Origin of the sequence: Psychrobacter sp. bablab_jr014, from assembly GCF_016464015.1 — a bacterium.
GTDB lineage: Bacteria > Pseudomonadota > Gammaproteobacteria > Pseudomonadales > Moraxellaceae > Psychrobacter.
The window spans coordinates 271361-298260 of sequence record NZ_JACDXT010000019.1 but is presented as its reverse complement, the minus strand read 5'-3'; the positions used below and the strand labels follow the sequence as shown (position 1 = coordinate 298260).

Annotated in this window: 21 protein-coding genes and 2 pseudogenes; 7 read left to right on the top strand and 16 right to left on the bottom strand. The window is 46.8% G+C overall.

Annotated elements, in window-relative coordinates; all coding sequences use genetic code 11:
- Positions 1–628: 628 nt before the first annotated feature.
- The 7 genes and pseudogenes from cyoE to JIE71_RS06055 all read right to left on the bottom strand — a co-directional run bounded on the left by cyoE (position 629) and on the right by JIE71_RS06055 (position 8597).
- Positions 629–1531 (bottom strand): heme o synthase, encoded by a 903-nt coding sequence (gene cyoE, locus JIE71_RS06085; protein ID WP_199507830.1) that lies wholly within the window; start codon positions 1529–1531, stop codon positions 629–631.
- A 379-nt stretch (positions 1532–1910) separates the two neighbouring features.
- Positions 1911–2204: pseudogene (gene cyoD, locus JIE71_RS12415) on the bottom strand (cytochrome o ubiquinol oxidase subunit IV); the annotation flags it as partial.
- Positions 2205–2266: 62 nt separating this feature from the next.
- Positions 2267–2974: a cytochrome o ubiquinol oxidase subunit III gene (gene cyoC, locus JIE71_RS06075; protein ID WP_228284557.1), complete on the bottom strand. Its 708-nt coding sequence runs from the start codon at positions 2972–2974 to the stop codon at positions 2267–2269.
- The gene (gene cyoB, locus JIE71_RS06070; RefSeq protein WP_206767401.1) at positions 2971–4974 is read right to left on the bottom strand and encodes a cytochrome o ubiquinol oxidase subunit I; all 2004 of its coding nucleotides are present in this window, start codon (positions 4972–4974) and stop codon (positions 2971–2973) included. The genes cyoC and cyoB overlap by 4 nt, the downstream gene beginning before the upstream one ends.
- Before the next feature lie 14 nt (positions 4975–4988).
- Positions 4989–6020, bottom strand: coding sequence for a ubiquinol oxidase subunit II (gene cyoA / locus JIE71_RS06065; protein ID WP_199507828.1), 1032 nt, complete (start codon positions 6018–6020; stop codon positions 4989–4991).
- A gap of 810 nt (positions 6021–6830) precedes the next feature.
- Positions 6831–7712: a CDP-diacylglycerol--serine O-phosphatidyltransferase gene (gene pssA / locus JIE71_RS06060; protein WP_199507827.1), complete on the bottom strand. Its 882-nt coding sequence runs from the start codon at positions 7710–7712 to the stop codon at positions 6831–6833.
- Between the two features lie 9 nt (positions 7713–7721).
- Positions 7722–8597, bottom strand: coding sequence for a 23S rRNA (adenine(2030)-N(6))-methyltransferase RlmJ (locus tag JIE71_RS06055; RefSeq protein ID WP_199507826.1), 876 nt, complete (start codon positions 8595–8597; stop codon positions 7722–7724).
- A 95-nt stretch (positions 8598–8692) separates the two neighbouring features.
- Here JIE71_RS06055 and JIE71_RS06050 point away from each other — a divergent pair, with 95 nt between their 5' ends.
- Together JIE71_RS06050 and dapE are read left to right on the top strand one after the other, a co-directional pair.
- The gene (locus JIE71_RS06050; RefSeq protein ID WP_199507825.1) at positions 8693–9403 is read left to right on the top strand and encodes a 2OG-Fe(II) oxygenase; all 711 of its coding nucleotides are present in this window, start codon (positions 8693–8695) and stop codon (positions 9401–9403) included.
- A gap of 123 nt (positions 9404–9526) precedes the next feature.
- Positions 9527–10726, top strand: coding sequence for a succinyl-diaminopimelate desuccinylase (gene dapE / locus JIE71_RS06045; protein ID WP_199507848.1), 1200 nt, complete (start codon positions 9527–9529; stop codon positions 10724–10726).
- A 113-nt stretch (positions 10727–10839) separates the two neighbouring features.
- Here the strand turns inward: dapE and iscX are convergent, their stop codons facing one another.
- On the bottom strand, positions 10840–11040 hold the full coding sequence (gene iscX / locus JIE71_RS06040; RefSeq protein ID WP_199507824.1) for a Fe-S cluster assembly protein IscX: 201 nt from the start codon (positions 11038–11040) through the stop codon (positions 10840–10842).
- A gap of 588 nt (positions 11041–11628) precedes the next feature.
- Between iscX and ptsP the strand changes: the two genes are divergently transcribed.
- From ptsP to JIE71_RS06025, 3 genes are read left to right on the top strand one after another with little or no spacing between them, the layout of a single operon-like run.
- The gene (ptsP, locus tag JIE71_RS06035) at positions 11629–14523 is read left to right on the top strand and encodes a phosphoenolpyruvate--protein phosphotransferase (RefSeq protein ID WP_199507823.1); all 2895 of its coding nucleotides are present in this window, start codon (positions 11629–11631) and stop codon (positions 14521–14523) included.
- 3 nt (positions 14524–14526) lie between these two features.
- Entirely contained in the window at positions 14527–15501 is a 975-nt protein-coding gene (pfkB, locus tag JIE71_RS06030; RefSeq protein ID WP_199507822.1) for a 1-phosphofructokinase, read from the top strand.
- A complete protein-coding gene (locus tag JIE71_RS06025; RefSeq protein ID WP_199507847.1) occupies positions 15488–17284 on the top strand; it encodes a fructose-specific PTS transporter subunit EIIC in 1797 nt (598 codons plus the stop codon). The genes pfkB and JIE71_RS06025 overlap by 14 nt, the downstream gene beginning before the upstream one ends.
- Before the next feature lie 172 nt (positions 17285–17456).
- On the opposite strand, the pseudogene JIE71_RS06020 reads toward JIE71_RS06025, so the two are convergent.
- From JIE71_RS06020 to JIE71_RS06000, 5 genes and pseudogenes are all read right to left on the bottom strand, one after another.
- Positions 17457–17702, bottom strand: a pseudogene (locus tag JIE71_RS06020) (PhzF family phenazine biosynthesis protein); the annotation flags it as partial.
- A 48-nt stretch (positions 17703–17750) separates the two neighbouring features.
- Positions 17751–18314, bottom strand: coding sequence for an acyl-CoA thioesterase (locus JIE71_RS06015; protein WP_199507821.1), 564 nt, complete (start codon positions 18312–18314; stop codon positions 17751–17753).
- Between the two features lie 314 nt (positions 18315–18628).
- On the bottom strand, positions 18629–20017 hold the full coding sequence (locus JIE71_RS06010; protein ID WP_199507845.1) for an NAD(P)(+) transhydrogenase (Re/Si-specific) subunit beta: 1389 nt from the start codon (positions 20015–20017) through the stop codon (positions 18629–18631).
- Between the two features lie 5 nt (positions 20018–20022).
- Entirely contained in the window at positions 20023–20352 is a 330-nt protein-coding gene (locus JIE71_RS06005; RefSeq protein WP_199507844.1) for a proton-translocating transhydrogenase family protein, read from the bottom strand.
- A 100-nt stretch (positions 20353–20452) separates the two neighbouring features.
- Positions 20453–21607: a Re/Si-specific NAD(P)(+) transhydrogenase subunit alpha gene (locus JIE71_RS06000; protein ID WP_199507820.1), complete on the bottom strand. Its 1155-nt coding sequence runs from the start codon at positions 21605–21607 to the stop codon at positions 20453–20455.
- 513 nt (positions 21608–22120) lie between these two features.
- Between JIE71_RS06000 and yaaA the strand changes: the two genes are divergently transcribed.
- Positions 22121–22918 carry a peroxide stress protein YaaA gene (yaaA, locus tag JIE71_RS05995; RefSeq protein ID WP_199507819.1) on the top strand — a complete coding sequence of 266 codons (798 nt, stop codon included), beginning with the start codon at positions 22121–22123 and terminating at the stop codon, positions 22916–22918.
- Between the two features lie 134 nt (positions 22919–23052).
- Here yaaA and JIE71_RS05990 read toward each other — a convergent pair whose 3' ends face one another.
- A complete protein-coding gene (locus JIE71_RS05990; RefSeq protein WP_228284555.1) occupies positions 23053–23970 on the bottom strand; it encodes a DMT family transporter in 918 nt (305 codons plus the stop codon).
- 147 nt (positions 23971–24117) lie between these two features.
- Here JIE71_RS05990 and JIE71_RS05985 point away from each other — a divergent pair, with 147 nt between their 5' ends.
- Positions 24118–24573 (top strand): Lrp/AsnC family transcriptional regulator, encoded by a 456-nt coding sequence (locus tag JIE71_RS05985; RefSeq protein WP_199507818.1) that lies wholly within the window; start codon positions 24118–24120, stop codon positions 24571–24573.
- Between the two features lie 165 nt (positions 24574–24738).
- Here the strand turns inward: JIE71_RS05985 and groL are convergent, their stop codons facing one another.
- Both groL and JIE71_RS05975 read right to left on the bottom strand, forming a co-directional pair.
- Positions 24739–26388, bottom strand: a complete 1650-nt coding sequence (groL, locus tag JIE71_RS05980) for a chaperonin GroEL (RefSeq protein WP_199507817.1) — start codon at positions 26386–26388, stop codon at positions 24739–24741.
- Between the two features lie 59 nt (positions 26389–26447).
- Positions 26448–26738 (bottom strand): co-chaperone GroES, encoded by a 291-nt coding sequence (locus JIE71_RS05975; protein ID WP_199507816.1) that lies wholly within the window; start codon positions 26736–26738, stop codon positions 26448–26450.
- Positions 26739–26900: the final 162 nt, after the last annotated feature.

Sequence of the window (26900 nt, the reverse complement as noted above, 5' to 3'; positions counted from 1 at the left end):
TTGCCATTACTGGCTGAATAACTAACATTCTGTGTCAGCAAAAATCCACACAAGTTGTTCTTTAGTATGCTTTTAAAAAGTAATATCACTGTCGTCCAGTAAATATTTATTACCCATTATAACTAAGCTAATACGCTTCGCTGTATGGGTGAGCCGACTAGTCTATCATAAAATCACAAACTGTCAAACTCTTTTTTTACTAACTTCACAAACCAGCTCTTTAACAGCCGCTTTGCCTCTTCAGTGGGGCGTATTATAGAGAGTTTATTTTGTGTGTCAAGTAGCATTTGATATTTTATTCAAATATTTTACTTGGCTACTCTCTTAACCCGCTTCCCTTTCAGCTGGGACGCATTATAAGCGGATTTAAAACTGGGTCAAGGATTATTTCGAGGGTCTTGCTCACTGCCTTGGCGGACATCAAATTATAGAGATATTCCAATGGTTTATACACTTCGATAGTTTTACTGGCTTAACAACAGTTATGCAAAACAGGGTTTGGCGATACTTTTAAGAGGCTACTACTATTTTAAAATGCTAATACTAAAAGCATAGACATAAAAAAAGCCACTACTCGTGTTAGTGGCTTTTGGTGGTATGAGTTAACAGTATTTTTTACTACGCAACTTTATACGTAATCAATCGCCATCATTAAGCATAGCGTCATCATGATGATAATGGACAGTCCAAAGACTTTATACGCCCACTTAATCTGTTGCTGGATTTGGTCTTGTTGACTGGTGACCTTGATTGGTCTCATGGCAACAAATAACCAATAGCCTGACAACAGCAGATGGACGCCCAAATACCAATAGCCAGTTGCGTTCAATGCTGTGAGCAAACTGCCCACGACTAAGAAAATGGCAATACTAATCGTAATGTGCCACTGCGTCGTTCTAAAGGAGCGTTTGACTGGTAATACAGGGATACTCGCCGCGCTGTAGTCTTTTTTACGAAAGACAGCGATGGCATAAGCATGCGGCATTTGCCAAATAGCAAACATGGCAAACAGTACCCAATACACCCCATCAATAGACGGCGTCAAAGCAGCATAGCCAATCACTGGCGGAATAGCACCAGAGAAACTACCAATGAACGTTCCCCAAACGGAGTGCCGCTTAAAGTACAGACTATAAAATCCGACGTAAACGACATAACCAAACAACGCTGAGTATAAAGCCAATGGTGTGGTAGCGGCCAAACATACGACCCCGATACCTAGCAGTATGGCTGCATAGAGCATGGCGCCAGCAATAGAGAGTTCACCTGTCACTAAAACACGGTCACAGGTGCGCTGCATTCTCGAGTCAATATCACGATCGATGATGTTATTGATTACACAACCAGACGCTATCACTGTCAAAGTCCCAATCAAGGCTTGAAACAATATCAACCAATCGGGGTTGCCTTTGGCGGCTAAAAAATAGCCACCCAAGACGGTGATAGCGTTACCAAACACAATGCCAGGCTTGATGACCTGAACAAGAGGTTGTTTGGCGACATCGAGTTTTAACTGTGCAAGTTTATTCATGATAGTCCATCAGTTAATATCTTCAAATGTCTGAGACCTATGGGTGAAACATTGCCATTTAGGAATGATGAGCCTATATATAAAAGTCTATAAAAGCTCATCATCAGACATTTGCGATAACTTATATACGCAAGCTTGCCGCGCACATAAGAAAGGTAGGAACTTACTGTTGCATATCGGTCATGTCTGAATGATCAGCAATGTCCGAGTGATTTTCTTGTGCTGTAGCAGCAGGCGCACCTTGATGAGATGGCTGGTAGTTCTCTGGTAGATCCAATTTATCTTCAAAACCTTCAAGCTCACGATCCAATCTTGGTGTACCATCGGCATTGGTCGGCATTCTCATGCCCATGTCCATCTGCATTTTTCCCATGCCAGGCATCATGTTTTCGTTGGCGTTATGCATAATCCACAATGAACCAATCATCACAATCGCCACCACAAACAAGGTGAACAAGAAGCTATAGAGTGTATTACGCTGCTCAGGGCTAAAGTCCACATGCAAGAAGAAGTACACTTGCACAGCAACCTGTGCCGCAGCAAAGATAGCAATCATCCAAATCACGCTAGTACCTGACATCATCTCACCCATGACTAGTCCAAAAGGAATGATAGTCAGGATTACTGATAATACAAAGCCGATGATATAGCTCTTTTTACTACCGTGACTGCTCTGGCCGTGGCTTACATCGCCATGTGCATGCGCCTGTTCGGCTGCATGTAAATTTTCATTCTTCATACTGCCACTCCTACCAGATACACTAGCGAAAAGACGCAAATCCACACGATATCCAAAAAGTGCCAGAACAGACTTAAGCATCTTAAACGCGTCATCATGCGCTCAGAAAGACCAAATTTGCTTAACTGGAACAACGTAAATAGCAACCAGCAAATACCGACTGTGACGTGAATACCGTGCAAACCTACCAAACTAAAGAAGCTCGATAAAAAGGCACTGCGATCAGGCCCAAAGCCTTCGACGATGAGATGATGGAACTCATAAACCTCCATCCCAACAAAGCCCATGCCAAATAGCGCCGTAATAATCAACCACAGCTTAAGCTTTGACATGTTGTTTTGATAAGCACCAAGCATGGCAAAACCAAAGGTAATACTACTGATCAGTAGCAAGAACGTTTCAACCAAAACAAACTTAAGGTCAAAAATGTCTTTAGGACTTGGTCCATCGGCTACGCCAACCTTGAGTACCGCATAAGCGGCAAAAAACGTTGCAAACAGAACCAAATCCGTCATTAGGTAAACAAAAAAACCGAGTACCTTGTTTCCCTGCGCATCCAAATGGTCTGGATGATGAGGATCACTGTGGTTAAAGTAATCTATGTTGCCTTTGTTATGATCATCAGAGGGCAACAGCTCCTCGCCGTTGTCGTCTGGTAAATTACTATTTACGTCATGTTTATTCATAGTTTCGGTATTACTCATAATCCGTCTCCTGCGTGAACCGTACGAAGACGCTTATAATAAGCATTTTCAATTTTTTCAATGTCCTCAACGGGTACGATGTAATCGATATCACGTTTGTTTGCTTCACGAATCACAAAGAAAATCATGACTAAGAAAGAGGCAATGACCAACCACCAGATATGCCAGATAAAAGCAAAACCAAAGACGAACGTCAATAAACCAATAATCACACCAGAATCTGTATTTTTGGGCATATGTATTGGGCTGTAGTAATCGGGCGCTTTATCTGATGTCCAACCGCTGTCTTTAAGATGCGCTAAGGCATCAAGATCGTTAATAACGGGCAGCTGAGCAAAGTTATAAAACGGTGCAGGCGATGGCGTGCTCCACTCTAACGTACGACCATTCCAAGGATCCCCACTCACATCAGCAAGACGCGCGCGATCGCGATAACTGACATAGAACATCATCAACTGGCTGAAAATACCGAATAGAATAATAAAGGCACCAACCGCAGCAACGATCAACCAAATCTGCCACACATCATTGGCATAATGATTGGTACGACGTGTCATACCGAAAAATCCTAAAACGTACAGCGGCATGAAGGCCACAAAGAAGCCAATGAGCCAGCTCCAAAACGCACGTTTGCCCCACTTTTCGTCCAAACGATAGCCAAACATTTTTGGCCACCAAAAGGTAATACCCGCAAAGTATCCAAAGACAGCACCACCAATAATGGTGTTATGGAAATGCGCAATTAAGAACAGACTGTTATGCAAGACATAATCAATACCAGGAACCGCGAGCATGACACCTGTCATACCACCAATGGTAAAGGTAATGATAAAGCCAAGTGTCCATAAAATTGGCGTACCAAAAACAATCTTGCCTCGATACATGGTAAAGAGCCAGTTAAAGACCTTCACCCCAGTCGGTATGGCAATAATCATAGTGGTAATACCAAAGAAGGCATTGACGTTCGCGCCTGAACCCATGGTAAAGAAGTGATGCAACCAAACGATGAAACTTAAGATGGCAATAACCATCAAGGCATAGACCATACTGACGTAGCCGAAGAGTTTTTTCTGCGAGAAGGTCGAGATGACTTCTGAGAAAATACCAAAAGCAGGCAGTACCAAGATATAGACCTCTGGGTGACCCCAAATCCAAATCAAATTGATATACATCATGACGTTGCCGCCAGCATCATTGGTAAAGAAGTGCATACCAAGGTAGCGGTCTAATGTTAGCATTGCCAACGTTGCCGTTAATACAGGGAAAGCGGCAACGATCAAAATGTTGGTACAAAGCGCTGACCACGTAAAAATTGGCATGTGCATCAGCTTCATACCAGGCGCACGCATCTTTAAAATAGTCACTAAGAAGTTGACACCCGTCAGCAAGGTTCCCAATCCTGACAGCTGTAAGGCCCAGATGTAATAATCTACCCCCACTGTTGGACTGTATGTCAGCTCTGACAGCGGTGGATAAGCCAACCAACCCGTTGCCGCAAAGTCACCAATGACGAGCGACACGTTGACCAACAAGGCACCTGTAACGAACAGCCAAAATGACAGTGAGTTTAGGAACGGAAAGGCCACATCACGGGCACCAATCTGTAGTGGTATGATCGCATTCATAAGTCCCACAACCAGAGGCATGGCAACAAAGAAAATCATAATCACGCCGTGGGCGGTGAAAATCTGATCATAGTGATGCGGCGGCAAATACCCTGTCTCAGGATAGTTGGCCAGCATCTGATGAGTACGCATCATAATGGCGTCACTAAAGCCGCGTAATAGCATTACAATCGCGACGACGATATACATGATACCAATTTTTTTATGGTCAACTGAGGTCAGCCAATCACGCCAAAAAACGCCCCAAAGCTTCTTTTTGGTTAGAAAAATTAAAACCGCTAGCCCAGCCAAGACCATCATACCACCAGCTGCCATAATGATAGGCTCGTGGTAAGGTATTGCCTCAAGGGACAATTTACCGAATATTGCTTCCATAATCAGCTTTCCTATTATTGAGCGTCAGCTTCTTGCGCATCATCTTTATTTGATGGCGCTGCTGGGTTAATGCTACCTTCGCCGTCATCCTTCAGATCAGACTCCAAGCCCTTATTCACAGCGTTTGGATTATCACGCTGATTGACTTCATTAGACTCTACAAACTGATTTTGTTGCTGTGTCTCTGAGCTATACTGATTGACGATATAGTCAAACATGCCAGGTTGTGCCGATTTGAAGTATTCGATGGCATGGTTTTCTGAAGGTTTCGACAGCTCTTCATAAACCGCCGTATCAAGAACCTTATTGTCTCCCGCTTTAATCTTAGAAACCCAGTTATCGAACCCTTGCTTATCGACAGCATGAGCCAAAAATTTCATATCCGAGAAGCCAGGACCACTATAGTTGGCAGAGAGTCCGTTATAGACACCAGGCTTATTAGCGATCAGATGCAGCTGTGTCACCATGCTCGACATGGCATAAATTTGGCTGCCCAGTCTCGGAATGAAGAACGAGTTCATTACCGTATCTGAGGTGATTTTGAAGCTAACTGGACGGTCTACTGGTAAATAAAGCTCATTGACGACGGCAATATCTTGTTCTGGGTAGATAAACAGCCATTTCCAGTTTTGTGCCACCACTTGAATCTCAAGCGGCGGATTGTCTTTTTGAGTCTCTAGTGGCTTGTAAGGGTCAAGCGCGTGAGTACTTCGCCAAGTAATCACAGCTAGGATTGCAATAATAATAATGGGAATCGTCCACATTAAAACTTCAATCCAAGTGTTGTGTGACCACTGCGGGTCGAAGTCTTTATCAGCATCTGGTCTGTCCGCGCGATAACGGTAAGTAAACCAGAGCGCCATGACGATGACTGGTATGACCACAATCAACATCAAGGCAGTAGTAACAATGATAAGTTCTTTATTTTGCACGCCAACTGCACCTTGAGGATGCAATACACCTTTATCACAGGCGGTCAGGAGCAAGCTGCTTATCAATACCACTACGTTGGCTTTTAGCCAGATCGGTAATTTGAAAAACGTCATGCCTTGTTAACCTTATATTCGGTCAGTTTTGTTAATACATGTTAAATGTCAGAAACACTCCATGGCTGTCACATGCTTACCATGGACAGTAAAGAGATGACGTTCAGTTTTGACCTTATTTATACTCTCTATCGCGTTGGCTATCATCATGTCAGCACTGTTACCAATCAAAATGTGGTGGGTAACACTGCTGACAACTTTAAGCGGCAAAGAGTGCATTCGGTCACTAGATTGCAACAATCATCAATAGAGTAGGTCTTAACGCTATCTGCCCAATCGAAACAGCCGCACAGAATAACGAAACAGTAGCCATAATGTACTGTTTCTATCGGTTTAAAAGACTGAAAAGATTGGCAAACTGCTTTACTAAAAAGGGGGTTAATATTTAAGATTGGCTTATTCTGAGACTAAATTTTATCTGGCTACCACAGTAGTATTCCATGCTGCCTATAGGGTATAAAGCCATCAAATGCAACCCTTTTTAGCTGACAGGCACTATACGCTTCTTTTTTTGAAAAATCTTATCTGCAACAAATTAGAAATAAAACAACATGTTTTTACTATCTAAAATGGATAAATAAAGCTTGAAACTTCTATCAATTTGCGCTTATAGCTTTCATATATATGAATATTCATTTTAGTCTATATTGTGCTTAGTAATTTGGTGGACGGCTACCATAGAAGATAAGAGGTATCGAACAGTAGAATATTTTTGATAACATCCTGTTTTTTTAATAAATAACGTATAAAAAAAGGGACTTACCTATTGGCAAGTCCCTTTTTTTATCTCAGTAACGTTCATATTTACGCTTACATCTTTGCTTTGATTGTCGTCACAATACCTGATAGCGCATAAATGACACCAATCGCGAGAATGCCGACTGGAATGTCATAGAGTACGATACTCATAACAAGTACGCCAACAATCAACGCAACAAAAGGCACTTTTTTCTTATCAAACTCTTTAAAGCTGTAGTATTTGACGTTACTGACCATCAAGAGACCGCAAACGACAATCCAAATGGCAAACAAGGTCATAATAAGCGCGTCAAACTGCCCGACCCAGTCATTGTGATCAACGGCAACCATCACAGCGGAGGTAACCAAAATCGCTGCCAATGGACTGGCTAAACCAACGAAATATTTTTTATCGACAACCCCAATCTGCACGTTAAAGCGTGCCAAACGAAATGCCGCACAGGCAGTAAAGACAAACGCGCAGCCAATACCAATACGACCGAGTGGCTCTAAAGCAAAACTATAGACCAAGATGGCAGGCGCAACCCCAAAGGCAAGCATGTCGGCGAGCGAGTCGTACTGCTCACCGAAGGGGCTTTGCGCGTTTAGCATACGGGCGACACGCCCATCCATGCCATCTAAGATGCCTGATAAGAAAATCGCGAGCGCCGCTTTGTAAAACTCTCCTTGCGTACTGGCAAGGATGGAAAAAAAGCCAGACAGCAAAGACAAGGTGGTAATCAGGTTGGGCGCAAGATAGACGCCGCGACTGACCACTTGCTTGCCTTCTGCCACTTCTTGTTCAATCACCTCAAAGGTCAGACCGTCATAGTTGTCGGTATCTGCCAAGCGCAAGTTATGCTCGCTGTCATCGGTAAATGGCGGCTTGGTGGCAGTGGGCGCGGCTTTAGGGTCAGTGCCTGTATTATTGGTGGGCGGCTGCTCGTGTGTCATGGTAAGTCCTTACTCGCCGACCAGCCAGCGTACATTGGTCGCGCTGTCTACCGATAGCTGTGGGGCGTCCGCGGCTTTTAAGATAGGCTGCAAGAAACGCACGATATCGCGGGCTTGGTTATCAAACTGCCAAGGCGGGTTAATAATCAGCATGCCTGTGCCATTAAGACCCACTGCCACATCATTTGGGTAGATGTTTAGCTCACAGACGAGCTGGCGACGAATCTCAGTACGCTTCATTTTTTTATAAAACAGCTCGACCGCATCGACGTTTTTAATCGGGAACCACAGCGCATAGACCCCTTGTGGCCATTTGTTATAGGTGTGTACCAACAAATCCACAAGCTGCGTAAAGTCTTTGTGCTCTTGCTCATACGGCGGATCGAGCATAATCAGACCACGGCGCTCTTTTGGTGGTACGACCGCTGGGATGCCTTCGTAGGCATTACGGTGATGAATGCCAATCGGCAGCTGATACACCTGATAGTTTAGTGCATCGTATTCATTGGCTTTGGCTTCAAAGGCTTCGCCGCGAATGCCAACGTCTGGATGCTTGGCAATATGGTCGGCAATCCACCATGGCGAGCCAGGATAGACGTTTTTGTCATACGTCTTTTTGGCTTGTTTGACGCCGTCAATATAGTCTTTGACCGCTTGTGGCGCTCTTTCGGTGTCGGCTTGCAACAAGGCTTCGATACCGCCTTTGGCTTCGCCTGTTTTGCGCGCTTCGACGCTGCTTAGAGAATACAATCCACGCCCGCCATAGGCATCAAGCACGTAATAGGGCTTGTTTTTTTGGCTCATTTGGTTGAGCAGTTGTACCAATAAAATGTGTTTGACCACGTCAGCGAAGTTACCAGCGTGGTAGGCGTGTTGATAGTTCATAAGTATAAAAGTTTAAAGTCAGAAAAATTGTATCTATGGTAGCATAGGCTGGATAAAATATAACGATGGTTTTGGTAAAGAGGCCGCTTTCTATCATGACAACGATTACCAGCAATCTACAACTGACCCGCGCTGCCATCACGGATCACCTAGAACTCGTTCCCGAAACGCAGCGTGCGTTGTCTGCCGAAACCTTTATAGTCGACTGGGAAACGCGCTTGGATGACGCGACGCTCGATGCCTTGACGCAGCAAGGTTGGGCGGTACTGGATGCTGTGTTTTCACCTGAGGCGCTGGCGGCATTGCAGGAGGAAAGCGGCTTTGTCGATTACCGTGCGGCGGCATTGACCGCAGGCATTCAAATCAAAGACATTCGCGGCGACCGCATCCGCTGGATTAGCCAAGACTTTTTTGCAGGCTTTTATTATTTGGGCAGTATCAATACCCTAGCCGCTCTGCTCAATCGCTACTTGTTCGCGGGGATACGTCATAGCGAGGCGCATTATGCCTGCTATCCTATTGGCTTTGGCTATCAGTGGCACAGTGACAACCCTGCGGGGCGCGATGAGCGTGTTATTTCGGCGGTATTTTATTTAAATGACGACTGGACGGATGCCGATGGCGGCGCGCTAGAAGTGGTCGATAATCATGGCGTCCATCATGAAGTGAAGCCTGTCGCCAATCGCTTGGTGATTTTTGACAGCAATTTGCAGCATCAGGTACAGACCGCGCACCGTCAGCGCTACTCTATCGCCACATGGATGCGCCGTGATGGTTTGGTGCCTTTTGTCAACGATACGCCGTAAGTGACGTCACGTTTTTTTATTGTTCATGTGCTTCTTATTTTTAATGTTCATTGATGTTTTCTTCTTGGTTTTTGATTAAAAAGGTTTGATATGTCCACTCAACAACACGCCGATTCTGCGGCAATGCACGCCAGCACCCCTGATGACTGCCCACAAGCGGCAACTTTGGCACTCAGTAAAGACTTGATGGCGCGTGCGTCTGTCACCCCTGAAGACATCGGTTGCCAAGATGTCTTAGCGGCGCGTTTGGGCAGCGTCGGTTTTGATTGCGAATTTATGTACTTTGGCGACGCAGCGCAGCAAGGACAGCACGCCGAGGTCAAAAACCTATGGGCACGCCGTGGCACAGGCAATCCTGTAATTTGCTTTGCAGGGCACACCGATGTCGTGCCAACGGGCAATGAAGCCAACTGGACGTACCCGCCATTTGAGCCGACCGTCGCGGACGGCTACCTGTGGGGACGCGGCGCGGCAGATATGAAAACAGGCATTGCCGCATTTAGCGTAGCGGCGGAGCGTTTTGTCCAGCGTCATCCTGAGCACAATGGCTCTATCGCGCTGCTGATTACTTCAGACGAAGAAGGGCCATCGGTCAATGGTACGGTCAAAGTGATTGAAGCCTTAGAAGCGCGCGCTGAGAAAATCACTTATTGCCTAGTCGGCGAGCCATCGAGCACCGATACGCTGGGCGATGTGATTAAAAATGGTCGCCGTGGCTCTTTGGGCGCGGTATTGACGGTGACAGGCAAACAAGGTCACGTTGCCTATCCGCATCTGGCACTCAATCCTATTCACGCGCTCTTGCCAGCTCTCGCTGAGCTGACGGCTGCAACGTGGGACAATGGCAATGACTACTTCCCCGCCACGTCACTACAAGTCTCAAACATCAATGGCGGCACAGGCGCGACCAATGTCATTCCTGAAACCGTTGAGGTGGTGTTTAACTTCCGTTTTTCGACCGAAAATACGGCAGACGCACTCAAAGAAAAGACACATGCCATCTTTGATAAGCATTTTGCTGACAGTGATGCCAGCTACGTCATTGATTGGAAACTCTCAGGCGAGCCGTTCTTAACCCCAGAAGGCAAGCTCGTCTCTGCCTGCCAGCAGTCGATTAAATCGGTAACAGGCACAGAAACCAAATTGTCTACCTCAGGCGGTACGTCTGATGGGCGCTTTATTGCCCCAACGGGCGCGCAAGTGGTTGAGCTTGGCGTACGTAACGCCACCATTCACCAAGTCGATGAGAAAATCGAAGTGGACGACCTTGGGCGCTTGGCACAAATTTATGAAGGAATTTTGGAGCGTTTGTTGTTGGATTAATTGCTTGATTAATTGCTAATTGGGCTTAACCAATCATTCTTTACTGTATAAAAAAAAGCGCCTTTGGAAACTGAGGCGCTTTTTATTGCTCTAGCGTAAAGTTTTAATACGTATCAGTCCGCTTCATCAATCCAGTTCATTTGAATCGATTCTAAGATGCGCTCGTTTGATTTTTGTGGGTCATCGTCAAAATCTTCGAGCTCAGTCACCCAGCGATGCAAGTCGGTAAAGCGCACATATTGTGGGTCGGTGTCGGGGTATTTTTCTGACAGTTGGATGGCAATCTCAAGACTGTCTGACCATTTTAAAGACATGTAGCACTCCTTTTAAGTGGCTGATTTATAACGCATCAAAACGCAGGTTAACTTTTGGTTTTAGGCTTTTTATTTAGGCTTACTACAAAACCACCTTGTCATTTAAAGCTATGTTTAAAATGTATGCACGACAAAGTGGGCTTCAACCTTCATTATACCAATCCCTAAAAACAACCTACCTTTATCAGACTCGCTTGCTGTACTGACTGTACTATCTTCGCTCCTCTTCCTCGATAAATTAGATATCTTGATTTTTGGGAATGGTATTCTCTCTTGGTTGTTAATGCTAGCAAATTTTTTCTACCTCTGTCGAAATTCCTTGATTTTTTTTGCTACACTGAGCACTGACAAGGAAGTTGTCATTATTTTTTGATAAAAAAACATCTACACGCCAAGTTTTGGGCGATATTCATCTGCCGATTCGATACAGATTCAGTCTCATGTTGACTGATTTTTCGTCTAATTTATTGTAGAATCCCCTGTTATTTTTACCATACCCAATTAAGACGGTGGTTTTAGTCATTGATTTGATTTGATTAGACGCCTTTTAGTTTGAGAGTGATTGATGATGTTATACAAGGATTTGTTATGTTAGCGTTAGAGACAAGTCATGTGCGTATGCAGCAGCAGGCTGCGGATAAATCTCAGGCGTTGCAATGTCTGGCAAATATTTTGGTAGAAGACAATCTGGTGACACCAGAGTATCTGACTGGGCTACAAGACCGAGAAAAACAAAGCCCGACCTATCTGGGTCAAGGCATTGCCATACCCCATGGTACGCCCGACTCCAGACAACACATCTTACAAACTGGCGTGCGCTTGGCACATTTTCCTGAGGGTGTCTTGTGGGACGGGGAAAACAAAGTGTATCTGGCGGTGGTCATTGCTGCCAAATCTGATGAGCATTTGCAAGTGCTACAGATATTGACCCGTGCGCTGTCTGAAGACATCTCTGAACAAGTAAAAACAGCAACCTCTGCTGAAGAAATTATCGACTTACTCCAAGCCAGCCCCCCTTCTCTTGCCCTCCACGAAAATTTGATTGATACCCAAGTGCCAGCCGACGACATCGAAGATTTGCTTTGGCACAGCACGCAATTGCTCAAAAAACAAAACTTAGTGTCTTGCGGGTTTTTAACGGGGTTGAACTTAAATCAACTGATACCCTTAGGTGGTGACATCTGGTCTATTACCAGTAACAACCACGTGCTGAGTCCTGCGGTCAGTATTGTTAAGGCGCAAAATCCAGTCACTTATAATGAGCAGCCCTTTGGTACGCTCATCTGTATTGCCAATAATGACAAGACCGACATGCCACAGCTGCATCGTCTGATGGATATCTTGTTTGACCCTGAGCAATTTCAACGATTAAACCAACAACAAGACCGCCGTCAAATTGCTGATCTGATAGGCGCTGAGGTGAATCCTGACTGGCCCAGCCGCAAGGTGGTGGTTGCCAATGCGCATGGACTGCATGCGCGTCCTGCTACCAACTTGGTGAATCTGACCAAGGCATATGATGGTGAGATTTTGGTAGCGCTGGACGACGGCAGTTATGTTTCTGCCAAAAGCCTGACCAAGCTTTTGTCTTTGGGTTGCAGACGTGGTCAGGTGCTGACCTTTATTGCTCAGCCAGAGACCGACGCTGTGGAAGGTTTGGCTAAAATTGTACAGGCGGTGAAGTCTGGATTGGGTGAAGAGGTAGAGCCCGTTGATGAGCAAGCCACACTCACGGCACAAGCGCCTGATCTGGAGTTTGCCCGTAGCATAGATGGCAACGATCAAAGCATTGGCATTGCTGCCTCTGCGGGATTGGCATTTGGCCCTGCCCATGTGATTAAACCAAAGCAGTTTAGCTATGAGCGCTTGGGGGATGGCGTAGAAAAAGAAACGCAAAAACTAAAACACGCCGTGGCTGAAGTCAAACGCCACATCCAAGATGACATAGACAGTGCCGAAGCGGTGCAGATTCAGCAGATTTTTCAGGCGCATTTAGAGATGCTGGATGACCCTGAGCTGGTGAAAGGGGTGAATGAGCATTTGGTACACGACCTGTCTGCCCCAGCCGCATGGCATGCCCATATAGAGGCGGCTGCCGATGCTCAAGAGGCTCTAAAGGATAAGGTGCTGGCTGAACGAGCGGCTGACTTAAGAGACATTGGGGAGCGGGTGCTGGCGGTACTGTGTGGGGTGGCAGCAACCGAAGAGCCTGACGCGCCATATATTTTAATCATGCATGATGTGGGCCCAAGCGATGTGGCACGCCTCAACAAAGACCGTGTGGCGGGCATACTCACTGCGGTGGGTGGGGCAAGCGCACACAGTGCCATTGTGGCTCGGGCACTTGCCATTCCTGCGGTGGTTGGTGCTGGTGAGGCAGTGCTAAACATAGAGACGCAAACGACGGTACTTATAAATGGTGACAACGGTGAATATGTCATCAGCCCAGAACAAGCGCTGATTGACAACGCCATACAAGAGCGTGCTCGCCAGCAGCAATTGCGCCTTATTGCAGAAAAATCTAGCCAAGACCCTACCATCACAACAGATGCGCATCAGGTTGAGGTGGCGGCGAACATTGGTAAGATTCAAGCAGTCCGTGACGCAGTGAGCGCCGGTGCAGAAGCGATTGGGCTGTTGCGTACTGAGCTGGTGTTTATGGCGCATGCCAGTGCACCCAATGAGCAAACGCAAGAGGCAGACTACCGCCACGTGTTAGACACGCTTGCCGGACGCCCTTTGGTGGTGCGTACCTTGGATGTGGGTGGCGATAAGCCATTGCCCTACCTGCCTGTGCCCAGTGAAGAAAACCCATTTTTAGGACTACGGGGCATTCGTTTGACCTTGCGTCGTCCTGAGTTGCTGCGTCAACAGCTGACGGCATTGCTGAAAGCCTCAGATAATCGCCCATTGCGCATTATGTTTCCAATGGTTGGGCGGCTGGAAGAATGGCGGGCTGCCAAAGCCATCTTGGATGAGCTGTTGGTCAGCTACCCATGTGAAAATTTGCAAGTGGGGATTATGGTTGAAGTGCCTGCTGCGGCATTGCTTGCGCCAATACTGGCTAAAGAAGTGGACTTCTTTAGCATTGGTACGAATGACTTGACCCAATACACCATGGCGATAGACCGTGGTCATCCCCTACTCTCGGCAGAAGCGGATGGACTGCACCCCAGTGTGCTAATGCTGATAGACCAAACTGTGAAAGCTGCACACGCTCATGGAAAATGGGTGGGTGTGTGCGGTGAGCTGGCGGCGGATGCCTTGGCAGTGCCCGTGCTGGTGGGACTGGGTGTGGATGAACTAAGCATGTCAAACACCAGCATTCCTCTGGCTAAAGCTCAGATACGCACGCTGAACTTTGCCAACTGCCAACAGCTGGTGCACAAAGCCTTGGCGTGTGATAGCGCTACCGCTGTCAGAGAGCTGGTGAGCGCTGAGCAAAACCGAGCGGCAAATAACTCACAAGCAAATCAGGAATAAGGCATGGCAAAGATATTAACCATTACCCTAAACCCTGCCATTGACTTGACGGTGGGCATTGATGAGCTGATGGTAGGTGCTGTGAACCGACAGCAGTCTGTCATCACCCATGCAGCTGGCAAGGGCTTGAATGTGGCACAAGTGCTCAAAGACTTGGGGCATGAAGTTGTTGTCAGTGGGTTTTTGGGGGATGAGAACCGTCAGATATTTGAAAGTCACTTTGCTCGTGAAGGGTTTGATAATCAGTTTGTGTATGTGTCCGGTGAGACTCGGCAAAACCTGAAAATTGCTGAAGCGTCAGGACGCATGACCGACATTAATGGCAAAGGATTTTGGGTGGATGACAACGCCAAAACCCAGCTGCGAGCTCAGCTCAGTGCTGTTTTGCAAAGCGATGCAGAAACTGGCGGCAATGAAGTGGATATGGTTATCATTGCTGGCAGCTTACCACAAGGTTATAAAACCAAAGAGCTGACTGCACTGATTGAATGGCTTAAATCACAAGGCAAGAAAGTGGCCGTGGATACCAGCGGTCAGGCGCTGAGTGCGGCTATTGCTGCCAGTCCTTGGCTGATAAAACCCAATACCGACGAGCTGACAGAAACCTTTCACCGACCTGCGGCAACGTTTCGAGAACAACAAAAGCTATTTGCCTCGATTAACCAGAACATTGAGCATGTGGTCATCTCGATGGGGGAGCAAGGGGTTAACTGGCTCAATACACAACAGCCACTGTATGCCAAAGCACCCCATGTGACGGTGAAAAGCACCGTGGGCGCTGGCGATTCGCTATTAGCCGGTATGGTGCATGGCTTGTTGTCCGATGATAGCGCCGAACAAATTTTGACTCAAGCTACTGCGATTGCCAGTCATGCGGTGACGCAAGTGGGCTTTAGCATTTCTGATTTTTCTTCTATTACCGATTTGCAGCAGCAAGTCACTGTCCACCCATTAGGCCAGTATGATGCAAGATATTAAACACATTTTATTTATTCCTCATAGCAGCACGCAGCCCATTAATGCGTTGATTTTGACCAGAAAACTTGCCAGTGTGGCAACCCAGCTTGGCTATGAGCATTTTATTTCTGAGTCTGCCAAAACCTTTGATGCCAGTGCGGTGGATGCGGTGATTGTGGTGGGCGAGCCGCTAAAGTCTGTCGGAAAACTACAAGGCAAGCCTGTGGCGAATATTCATTTAGCCAATGCCCAGCAAGATGCTCAGGCGTTATTAACGACGGCATTAAGTCATGCAAGCGTTAATGAAGCAGACTTGGAAACAGGTCAAGCAGGCGAGCCAGCAGCAAGCCTCTCTAGTAGCCCCTCAAGCAGCCCCTCTATAAATCCCTCGACAAGCGACCCTACCCGTTTTGTTGCCATCACTGCCTGCCCAACTGGGGTCGCGCATACCTTTATGGCGGCTGAAGCCTTGGAACAAGGCGCCGCAAAGCTGGGTTATGAAATTGAGGTGGAAACCCAAGGCTCGGTGGGGGCAAAAAATATTTTGTCTGATGAAGACATTGAGCAGGCAGATATTGTGATACTGGCGGCAGATATTGAAGTGAATACTGACCGCTTTGTGGGCAAACGTGTGTACCGCTGTAGCACCGGATTTGCCTTAAAACAGACCGATAAAGCTTTTGCGCAAGCGATCACTGAAGCCAAAGTGCTGACTGCTGCCAATCAAGCTGCTGATGTCAGTAGCGGCGCTCAAGGCGCTGAGAAAAAAGAAAAAGCAGGCGTTTATAAACACCTACTGACAGGTGTGTCTTTCATGCTGCCTATGGTGGTTGCCGGTGGTTTGTTGATTGCGCTGTCGTTTGTGTTTGGTATTGAGGCATTTAAAGAGCCGGGCACACTGGCGGCAGCACTCAAGCAAGTGGGTGATGCGGCATTTTTACTTATGGTGCCTATGCTGTCTGGCTACATCGCCTACTCCATTGCCGACCGTCCAGGGCTGGCGCCCGGATTGATAGGTGGGGTGCTGGCAAGTCAGCTACAAGCAGGGTTTTTGGGCGGGATTGTCTCTGGATTTTTGGCCGGTTATGTGGCATTACTCATCGCCAAAAAGTTAAAAATGCCCGCCAGTTTGGAGGCCTTAAAACCCATTTTAATCATTCCCCTGCTGGCGTCTTTGATTGTTGGCTTGGCGATGATTTATGTGATTGGCAACCCTGTGGCGCAAATCTTTGAAGCCATGCAAAACTTCTTGAACAATATGGGCACGACCAATGCGGTACTGATGGGTATGGTGCTGGCTGGCATGATGTGTATAGACCTTGGTGGTCCAATTAACAAAGCTGCTTATACCTTTACCGTTGGGCTGCTGACCACGCAAACTTATATGCCAATGGCGGCAACCATGGCGGGCGGTATGGTGCCTGCGATTGGTATGGGCATTGCGACTTTGGTCGCTAGAAATAAATTTAGCCAGCCAGAGCGTGATGCGGGTAAGGCGGCGTTTGTATTGGGGCTGTGTTTTATCTCGGAAGGGGCGATACCCTTTGCTGCCAAAGACCCGATACGGGTGATTCCCAGCTGTATCGTGGGTGGAGTGTTGACTGGTGGTCTGGTGGCACTATTTAACAACCAGCTAATGGCACCACATGGCGGGGTGTTTGTGCTGTTGATACCCAATGCCATCACTCAGCCCATGCTGTATTTGTTGGCGATTGCTGCCGGTAGTATTGTTACTGGTGTGGTGTATGCAGTTGTTAAAAAACGGCAAGAAGCTGCGCCCAGTCTGGAGACTCAACCTGTATAAGCACAGCCTATGTATGCGCTGTACGAGGTATAGGCTGTTTTATACCTGTACTGCTAAAAACCATTGACCTTCGATAAAAAAGCTGGGACTTATCCCAGCTTTTTTTGTGTCTGCCTAAAGTAGCTAAGGGTAGCTAAAAATGCGTTTAATGCGCCATCACATAAGGGCAAACTTATTTAAGCGACGGCAATTGGATGCTGCCATCAATGCAGGTCACCGCTTGACCGCCGACCAAAACTGCCGCTTGCTGAATCTGTAGGCGGATGTGCCCGTCTCGACCCAATACCTGACCTTGGCTAGACTGTATTGTGAGACCATCTGCCCCCTCTTCTTCTGCATAATCAAAGACCGCATGGTGTCTCATAAATGCTGCCACACTGCCATTGCCACTACCGCAAACGGGGTCTTCATTGATGCCTGATATTTTGATACTTTTATTTTGGTACTTTTAAAGGTTTTAGTTTTTTTAATTTTGCGATTTGATGGCGGTTTGATGCGCGTTCCACGTATCTATCACGGCACTGGGATGGCTGTCTTCATTGACCAGAATTTGCGGAAGCTTGAGTTCTTTTTTGGTTTTTAGCATAAACTTGGTCATGCCAATTGCCATCAAGCTATTATTTACAAAAAAATGGTGCTGAAAATACAGATATTTTTTATCCCACCCTTCTAGCTGACTTTTTACCGTGAGCTTTTCTAAAAAACGCACTTCTTTTAAATAGACCATCTCTTGCATGGAGATAATCCAGAACAGATTGGGTATGCCTTTGTGATGACAGCATTCGACTATCCATTTGGTGATGTTCAGCTCAATAAAAGACAGATAGCGATAGTTTGGCAAATGATCACGCCAGCCCATGTCATGTGGCAAAACCCGATAGCTGCGAGAGATGGGCGAAAACAATTGCTCATGGTTAAGCTGAATGCTTTGCGATGGTGATGCGGCTGACTCAGTTGTTGATGACTGGGTGTGCTTTAGCTGCTGTTTTAAGAGTGCCATCATGATAAAAAAACGGATAAGCATGTTCATGTGCTGAGGTGGTCCTTGTCATGTTTTTGGTTATTTTTATAAAGTATAAAAGAAAAAGACTGCCGAAGCAGTCTTTTAGGCTGATGATAAAATCTAGGGCGTATCATCAATTAGCCCATGAAATCATTTAGCGGTCTTAAACTGGCTAAATCTTGCCAAACAGCGTCAAAAATCTTGTGAATATACCGATATTCTCTGCAATTTTTTCCTTATTTGGCGACGATTTATCTCACTTTAAGCCTCGCTATCTAAATGATGACACGCCCTAGTTCAAGACTCAATACGGCAATGAGGCCACAGTAAGTGAATAACTGTTAGTGACCCGTACCGTTGATGCTACGCACCATTTCTTCAACCATCTTCTTAGCATCTCCAAATATCATCATGGTTTTGTCCATATAAAATAAGCTGTTGTCCAAACCTGCGTAGCCTGTACTCATTGAACGTTTGATAACCATCACGGTTTGTGCCTTGGTCACCTCAAGGATGGGCATGCCAAATATCGGTGAGGCTGGGTCTTCTTTGGCAGATGGATTGACCACGTCATTTGCACCAATCACCAACACCACATCAGTACTGGCAAAGTCTGAATTAATCTCATCCATTTCTAAAATATCATCATAAGGTACGTCTGCTTCGGCAAGTAACACGTTCATGTGTCCTGGCATACGCCCTGCGACAGGGTGAATCGCAAAGCGAACATTGACGCCTTCATCTTTTAATAGCGCGTACATTTCTTTAACCGCATTCTGCGCGCGGCCTTGAGCCATACCGTAGCCTGGTACGATAATCACATCACTGGCATTGGCCATTAAGAAACCTGCATCTTCTGCTGAACCAGACTTGTAGGTTTTTGGCGCGCCATCGTCGTCACCAGCAACAGCAGCAGCCGTACCCATACCTCCAAACAAAACATTTAATAAGGAACGGTTCATCGCGCGGCACATGATATACGACAAGATAGCGCCTGATGAGCCAACCAAAGAGCCTGCGATAATCAGCATGGAGTTGCCAAGCGTAAAACCAATACCTGCGGCTGCCCAGCCTGAGAATGAGTTTAACAGCGATACCACAACAGGCATGTCACCGCCACCAATCGGTGCAATCCACATCCAGCCAAAAATTACCGCCAATAGCGTCATGATATAAAATGCGGTCAAAGAATCAGTCGTAAAATACAGAATACCAAAGCCAATCATGGCGACAAATAACAGCCCCTGCACGGGCTTCACCCAGCTGCCAGCCACTGTTTTTGCCCAGCTTTTTGCCGCCAGTTTACCAAAGGCAAATACGGATGCCGAAAAGGTAATCGCGCCAATAAAACAGCCGACGAACAATTCAAGACGCGCTATCGTACTGTGTGCTTGCTCGGTATGTAATACGGTTGCCAAAGCAATCGCAACTGCCGCCAAACCTACAAATGAGTGCATCAGCGCGACGGTCTCTGGCATCTGCGTCATAGCGACGGTCTTGGCTTTCCATAAACCAACTAGCGCACCCAGCACCATGGCACCAATAATCAGCCAAAGTATAGGGCCCTCCGCTAAGAAAAAGGTCGTAATCACCGCAATGGTCATGGCCGCCATACCCAAACGGTTGCCACGGATAGCGGTTTTGGGACTGGATAAGCCGCGTAACGTCAATACGAACAATATCGCACCAACAAGATAAAACCAGTCTGCATTGGCAGCGATGACATTCATAGAATTCATGCGTCGCTCCCAGTGTCGGCTGCTACTTTTTTGGCTTTGGGTTTGAACATAGACAACATGCGCTCCGTGACCGCAAAGCCACCAAAAATATTAATACTGGCTAAAAATACAGCAAAAGCACCCAACAGACTGGTGGCACTAAAATCACTACCATCAATCGTCACGGTTTGTAGCATCGCGCCAACAATCACAATGCTCGATAGCGCATTGGTCACTGCCATTAGCGGCGTATGCAGCGCAGGCGTGACGCCCCACACCACGTAATAGCCCACAAAAATCGCCAGCACAAAAATGGTAAAAATCGCTACAAATGGCGTGCTACTCATGTCTCCAGTGTGCGCTACACCCAAAACGGTCGCTATCATCTGATTCTCCTAAAGTCCCTTTAAAGTTGTCAAACTGTGTTGTCAATGCGTCGCTGCGTCATTAGCGTGGTGCTAGGCGTATCTGCCCTGCATGGGTCACAGCCAATGCCCCTTGGATGTCATCATTCATATCAAGGTATAAGGTCGGTGTTGTTTTGTCACCATCAGACCCCTCGCTCTTAATAAGCGTTGTAATAAAGTTCACTAAGTTATTGGCGTACAAGTCAGAAGCCTGCGCTGCGAGCATAGACGGAATATTCGCCGCCCCTACGATGCGTACGCCTTGCTCGGTTGTGACGGTTTCATTCGCGATACACCCTTCGACATTGCCGCCCGTCGCAGCTGCCATATCAATAATTACAGCCCCTGCTTTCATAGTGTCGAGCGTCGTTTTATGTACCAACCTTGGGGCTTGGCGACCGGGTATTTGCGCGGTCGTAATAACGATGTCCGCCGCACGCAAGGCTTTGTCCACTACGGCCGCTTGGTCTTTGATGTATTGCGCTGAAGGCGTCCATGCATAGCCGCCTGTGGTTTTTGCTTGCTGGGCTTCTTCTTCGCTCATGGGCACATCCAGCCACTTACCGCCCAATGATTCCACTTGTTCTTTGGCCGCAGGGCGTAAATCACTGGCCTCAACGACCGCACCCAAACGCTTGGCTGTGGCAATGGCTTGTAGACCTGCCACACCAACACCCAAAATAACAACTTTGGCGGGTTTGACCGTGCCTGCGGACGTCATAAACATCGGAAAAGGACGCGAGTAGGTATTGGCTGCGAGCAACACGGCTTTGTAGCCTGCAAGATTGGCCTGTGAAGACAGTACATCCATATTCTGAGCACGCGACAAGGTACGTGGCAGTAGCTCCATCGCAAATGCCGAAACCCCTTTTTCTGCATACGTGTTTAGCTGAGTATTGCGATACGGGTCGAGCATACCAATCAGCAGTTGTCCTGAGCGCATGCCTTCTACCAAATTGGCTGACAAATCATCTACCACGGTAATAATATCTGAGGACTTGATGACTTCAGCGCTCGTTGGCACGACGCTGGCACCCGCGTCCTGATAGCTGGTATCGGTATAATAAGCGCCCACACCTGCCCCTGTTTCAACAACCACAGAAAACCCCAGTTTTTGTAATTTTTTGACGGCATCAGGGGTGAGTGCTACGCGATTTTCTAGGGCACTTGCGGCACGGATAACACCTATGTTCATACGCTTTCCTTGTAGTGAGTGAAGGCATCGCACGGATAATGCATAAGACGATATTCAGATTAGGGCGTGTCTTCATTTTAAAAATGGCGATAAAAATGAGATAAGTTGCAGGCAAACAAGAAAAATAGCGCAGACAATATTGAGATATTGACCAGCTGTTTGACACCGTTTGCCGATAATTTAGCCATTTTTAGCCCATTTAGTCATAGACGTTTGAATTGAAGACATGCCCTAGAACTGGAGCGATATTGTTTAGCAAAAGAGCGGTATTCTTTAAAGTTCAGCCCGCATCATTTCGCAAAGGTAGTAACCTCACAAATACTATCAAGTAAATAAATGGAATTATAGTGGCCATCACGAACATTTATTATATAAATAATCCTTGTATTGTCTTGGCTGTGCGCGATACCTTAAAAATAAGTGATAAATTCGGTTTTACATTACTCTTGGTCGTTTTATTGATATATTGACCTGACTTATTTTTAAACCCGTTTTAGCTGATGAGGAATAATCATGTACTTTTTACTCTCCCCTGCAAAATCCTTAAACGAAACGGATGCTGTGCCTGCTGCGGCAACTGAATTTTCGCAGCCTGAGCTGATTGCACCTGCCAGCGAGCTGATGCACGTCTTAAAAGAAAAAGACCCGCTGGACTTGCAAGAATTAATGGGCATTTCAAACGACTTGGCAACCTTAAATGCCGAGCGTAACGCACAGTGGCAAACGCCATTTACCACCGACAATGCCAAGCCTGCGCTGTACTTGTTCGATGGCGATGTATACACAGGCTTGGACGGCTATGCGCTGGACAAAGCCTCAGTCGAGTATGTCAACGCGCACGTGGGCATCCTCTCAGGCTTGTATGGGGTGTTAAAGCCGCTGGACTTAATCCAGCCATATCGCCTAGAGATGGGCACCGCGCTTGAAAATCCTAAGGGCAAAAACCTATACACCTTTTGGGACGACGCCATCACGCAAGTGGTTAACGAGCGCGTACAAGCGGTACAAGGTGATGAGGGCAAACCCGTACTCGTCAATCTGGCATCGAATGAGTATTTTAAAGCGGTAAAAAAGAAAGCGCTGAATGCGGACATAATCACGCCACGATTCGAAGATGAGAAAAATGGTCAATATAAAGTCATTAGTTTTTATGCCAAAAAGGCACGCGGACTGATGGTCAAGTACGCAGCAGACAATAAGCTGACCAGTGCTGAGCAGCTAAAGCAGTTTGACTTGGCGGGCTATTATTATTGTAAAGAGGCGTCTGATGCTAAGACGTGGACGTTTCGCCGTGATGCGGCGGATCAGTAAATCGATACAAAAAACGGCTGATACAGCCATGAGGCATTATTGACGACCCTTTTCAATAGTGCCCCATAGCTAGTCTTTATTTTGCTTTATCTTTCATGGGTTGCCAATCATAAGCGCCATAAAACTCGCGTCGTTTATTTCGCGCGATTGGACAAGATGACACCGATGGTACTGAACGCGATGCCGCCTATCATGATAAGTGATAAAGACTCCTTGAGTATCAGCGCCGCCAATATGGCGGTTAATCCTGGGGATAATGAGCCAAGCAACAAGGTACGCATAGAGCCCAATTGCTTGACCGCATAAGAAAAGGCAAGGGTCGACACCACCCCAACCCCAAGACCTTGTACTAAGACAAACGGGAGCGCGTCATCAAAGGAGACAGAACCCATATTGGTCTTCATCACGCCCGACAAAACCATCACCAAGGTCAGAAAAAAAGAGCTATAAGAGAGTACAATAGCAATCACTATCGGACTCAACGTGGTGCTTTTTAACCCCAGTGTGTAACCCGCCCAAATCAGGCTTGCCGTCAATAATAATCCCACACCATACAGCAGACTACTGGGTATGACCTCTGCCCGCCCACCAATCATCGTCGCGATACCAAAGAGAATAAGCATCAATGCGGCAAATTTTCCGAGCGATATCCGCTGCCGATAAAGAATAAAAGACAGCAAGGCAGCAAAGAAGACGGGCGTCCCTGTCAAAATGGTACCCATGTAAGCTGCTGGTACCGTACTCGCACCAAAAGCCGCCAACAAAAGAAACGGTACGCCGCCAAGTAAAATAAATAGAATATCTGGCAGTCTTATGCTTTTGATGTCTTGCCAATGAGCGCGTACCCAAGGGGTTAACAAAACGAGCGGTATACTAAAGCGAATAAGCATGACATCCGCAATACTAAGAGGCGACGCCCCAACCGCACGCACAGTCAACGCAAATCCTGACCAAATCAATAACACAACACTCATCGCCACATAACCTTTGGCTAGCGGCGACATAATAACTAAAGGATTTCTGCGCGACGAGGGATGAAATATCGTATTCATAATGGTGTCTTATGCGGGTTCACAAAGACCAATTATCGATTAAAATACGCGCTTTTATCTCTATTTATTCATTGCAATTTTTCAGAAACTTGGTGGATAATGCCAATTAAATTAAAATTCTTGGCTGAAAAAACCAAAAGGCAAACTATGGACAAAATTGACCGTCATATCTTAGAAGTGCTTCAAAAAGAAGGGCGCTTATCTACGGCAGAACTGTCCGAACGAATAGGGCTGTCGCCATCTCCTTGTGCAAGGCGCCTAAAGCGCTTGGAGGATGAGGGGTACATAGAAAACTACCAAGCGAACATCAATAAAGCCAAAGCGGGCATTATGCTAAGCTTCTTTGTGGAGGTCCGTCTGAACAATCACCAAGAAGACTCTATTGCCGCTTTCGAAAATGCCCTGTCCAATATGGACGAGGTCATCAATGGGCATGTGGTGTCAGGCTCTTACGATTATTTATTAGAAGTGGTCAGCCCAAATCTCGATGGTTATGAGCGCTTCACTCGTAAGCTGCATAAACTTGCGAGCGTCAAAGACATACACACGCATTTATCGGTAAGAAAGGTCGTCAATAAGACGACTTTACCCATTTTTGTGTAAGACTCTTTTGTACCGACTGGAAGAACAATGTCTCACTTAATAAACGCTAACTACCCTATTTAAGGCGGTACGCTTGACAACAAAAACCCCCGATAAGCGATTGCCTATCGGGGGTTTCGTTTGGCTGATGGGCTCAGCCAGCTTTATAGCAGTATTAGGGGATGATTACATCATACCGCCCATTCCACCCATGCCGCCCATACCACCAGCAGCACCCATACCTGCCATTGCGTCTTCTTTCTCTGGCAAGTCGGTAATCATGGCTTCAGTGGTTAGCATTAGACCTGCTACTGACGCTGCATTCTCTAGCGCTGAACGTGATACTTTGGCTGGGTCAAGGATACCCATCTCTAGCATGTCGCCGTACTCGCCTGATGCGGCGTTGTAGCCGTAGTTGCCACTGCCGTTCTTAACTTCATTTACAACGACTGACGCTTCTTCGCCTGCGTTGGTAACGATTTGACGTAGTGGCGCTTCCATCGCACGACGTAGGATGTTGATACCTGCGTCTTGGTCTTGGTTGTCGCCAGTTAGGTCGGCTAACGCGTTAAGCGCACGTACGAGCGCAACACCACCACCAGGCACGACGCCTTCTTCTACCGCTGCGCGTGTTGCGTGCAAGGCATCGTCAACGCGGTCTTTCTTCTCTTTCATTTCAGTTTCGGTCGCTGCGCCAACTTTGATGACCGCAACACCGCCTGATAGCTTAGCGATACGCTCTTGTAGCTTTTCTTTGTCATAGTCAGAAGTAGATTCTTCTGCTTGACGACGGATAGATTCAACGCGCTCTTCGATGTCAGTTTTGTTGCCCGCGCCATCAACGATAACGGTGTTTTCTTTACCGACCGTGACTTTTTTCGCAGTACCTAGCTGCTCAAGTGTCGCGCTCTCTAGGCTCAGACCAATTTCTTCAGAAATAACCGTACCGCCTGTCAAGGTTGCGATGTCTTGCAGCATGGCTTTACGACGATCGCCAAAACCTGGGGCTTTAACGGCACACGTTTTTAAACCGCCACGCATGTTGTTCACAACCAATGTCGCTAGCGCTTCGTTTTCTACGTCTTCAGCGATGATAAGCAGTGGCTTGCTTTGCTGCATCACTTGCTCTAGTAGTGGCACGATTTCGCGGATGTTGGCAATTTTTTTGTCAACCAATAGGATGAATGGGTTTTCAAATTCAGCAGTTAGGCTGTCTTGCTTGTTAGCAAAGTATGGGCTGATGTAGCCACGGTCAAACTGCATGCCTTCGACCACTTCTAGCGTGTCTTCAAAGCCTGAACCTTCTTCAACTGTGATGACGCCTTGCTTGCCGACTTTTTCCATCGCTTGTGAAATCAGTTCACCGATTTTGGTGTCTGAGTTGGCAGAGATAGAGCCGACTTGAGCGATGGCTTTGGCATCGTTCGCTGGCGTTGATAGCGTGTGGATTTGTTCTACTGCCGCGCGTACTGCTTTGTCGATACCGCGCTTTAGATCCATTGGGTTCATGCCCGCAGCGACTGACTTCATGCCTTCTTGCAAGATGGCTTGTGCCAATACGGTTGCGGTAGTGGTACCGTCACCTGCCACATCGTTGGTGCGGCTGGCAACTTCACGTACCAGTTGCGCGCCCATGTTTTCAAATTTGTTTTCTAGTTCGATTTCTTTGGCAACCGAGACACCATCTTTGGTGATGGTTGGTGCGCCAAATGATTTGTCGATAACCACGTTACGACCTTTAGGGCCTAGGGTCACACGTACCGCGTTTGCGAGTACGTTTACGCCGTCCATCATTTGTTTGCGTGCGTCAATACCAAATTTTACATCTTTTGCCATGTTAAATTACTCCAAGAATCATTGATTATATAAAGGGAATGCGTGTTTTGGGTGCGCCTTTATGCTTCTAATACACCCAGCACGTCTGCTTCTTTCATGATTAATAATTCTTCACCGTCAACTTTCACTGTTTGACCTGCATATTGACCAAACAATACGGTATCGCCAACATTTACGTCTAGGGCGCGGACCTCACCGTTTTCACGGATTTGGCCATTGCCTACAGCCAAGACTTCACCTTGAGAGGGTTTTTCTTGGGCTGAACCTGGCAATAAAATGCCACCAGCAGTTTTTTGCTCTTCTTCTACGCGGCGAACAACAATACGGTCATGTAAAGGACGAATGTTCATCTGTATGACTCCAAAAATCAGTCGTTGATTGTGAAATTATTTAAGTTAGGGGGCTTGATTTTCTCATCAAGCTTGTTGCCAATAGTGGGGGCTTAGGCATTTTGCTTCAAGTGTTACGCCCATATTTTTGGCAAAAAACTTGCGCCTATGAGGCGTTTGTTT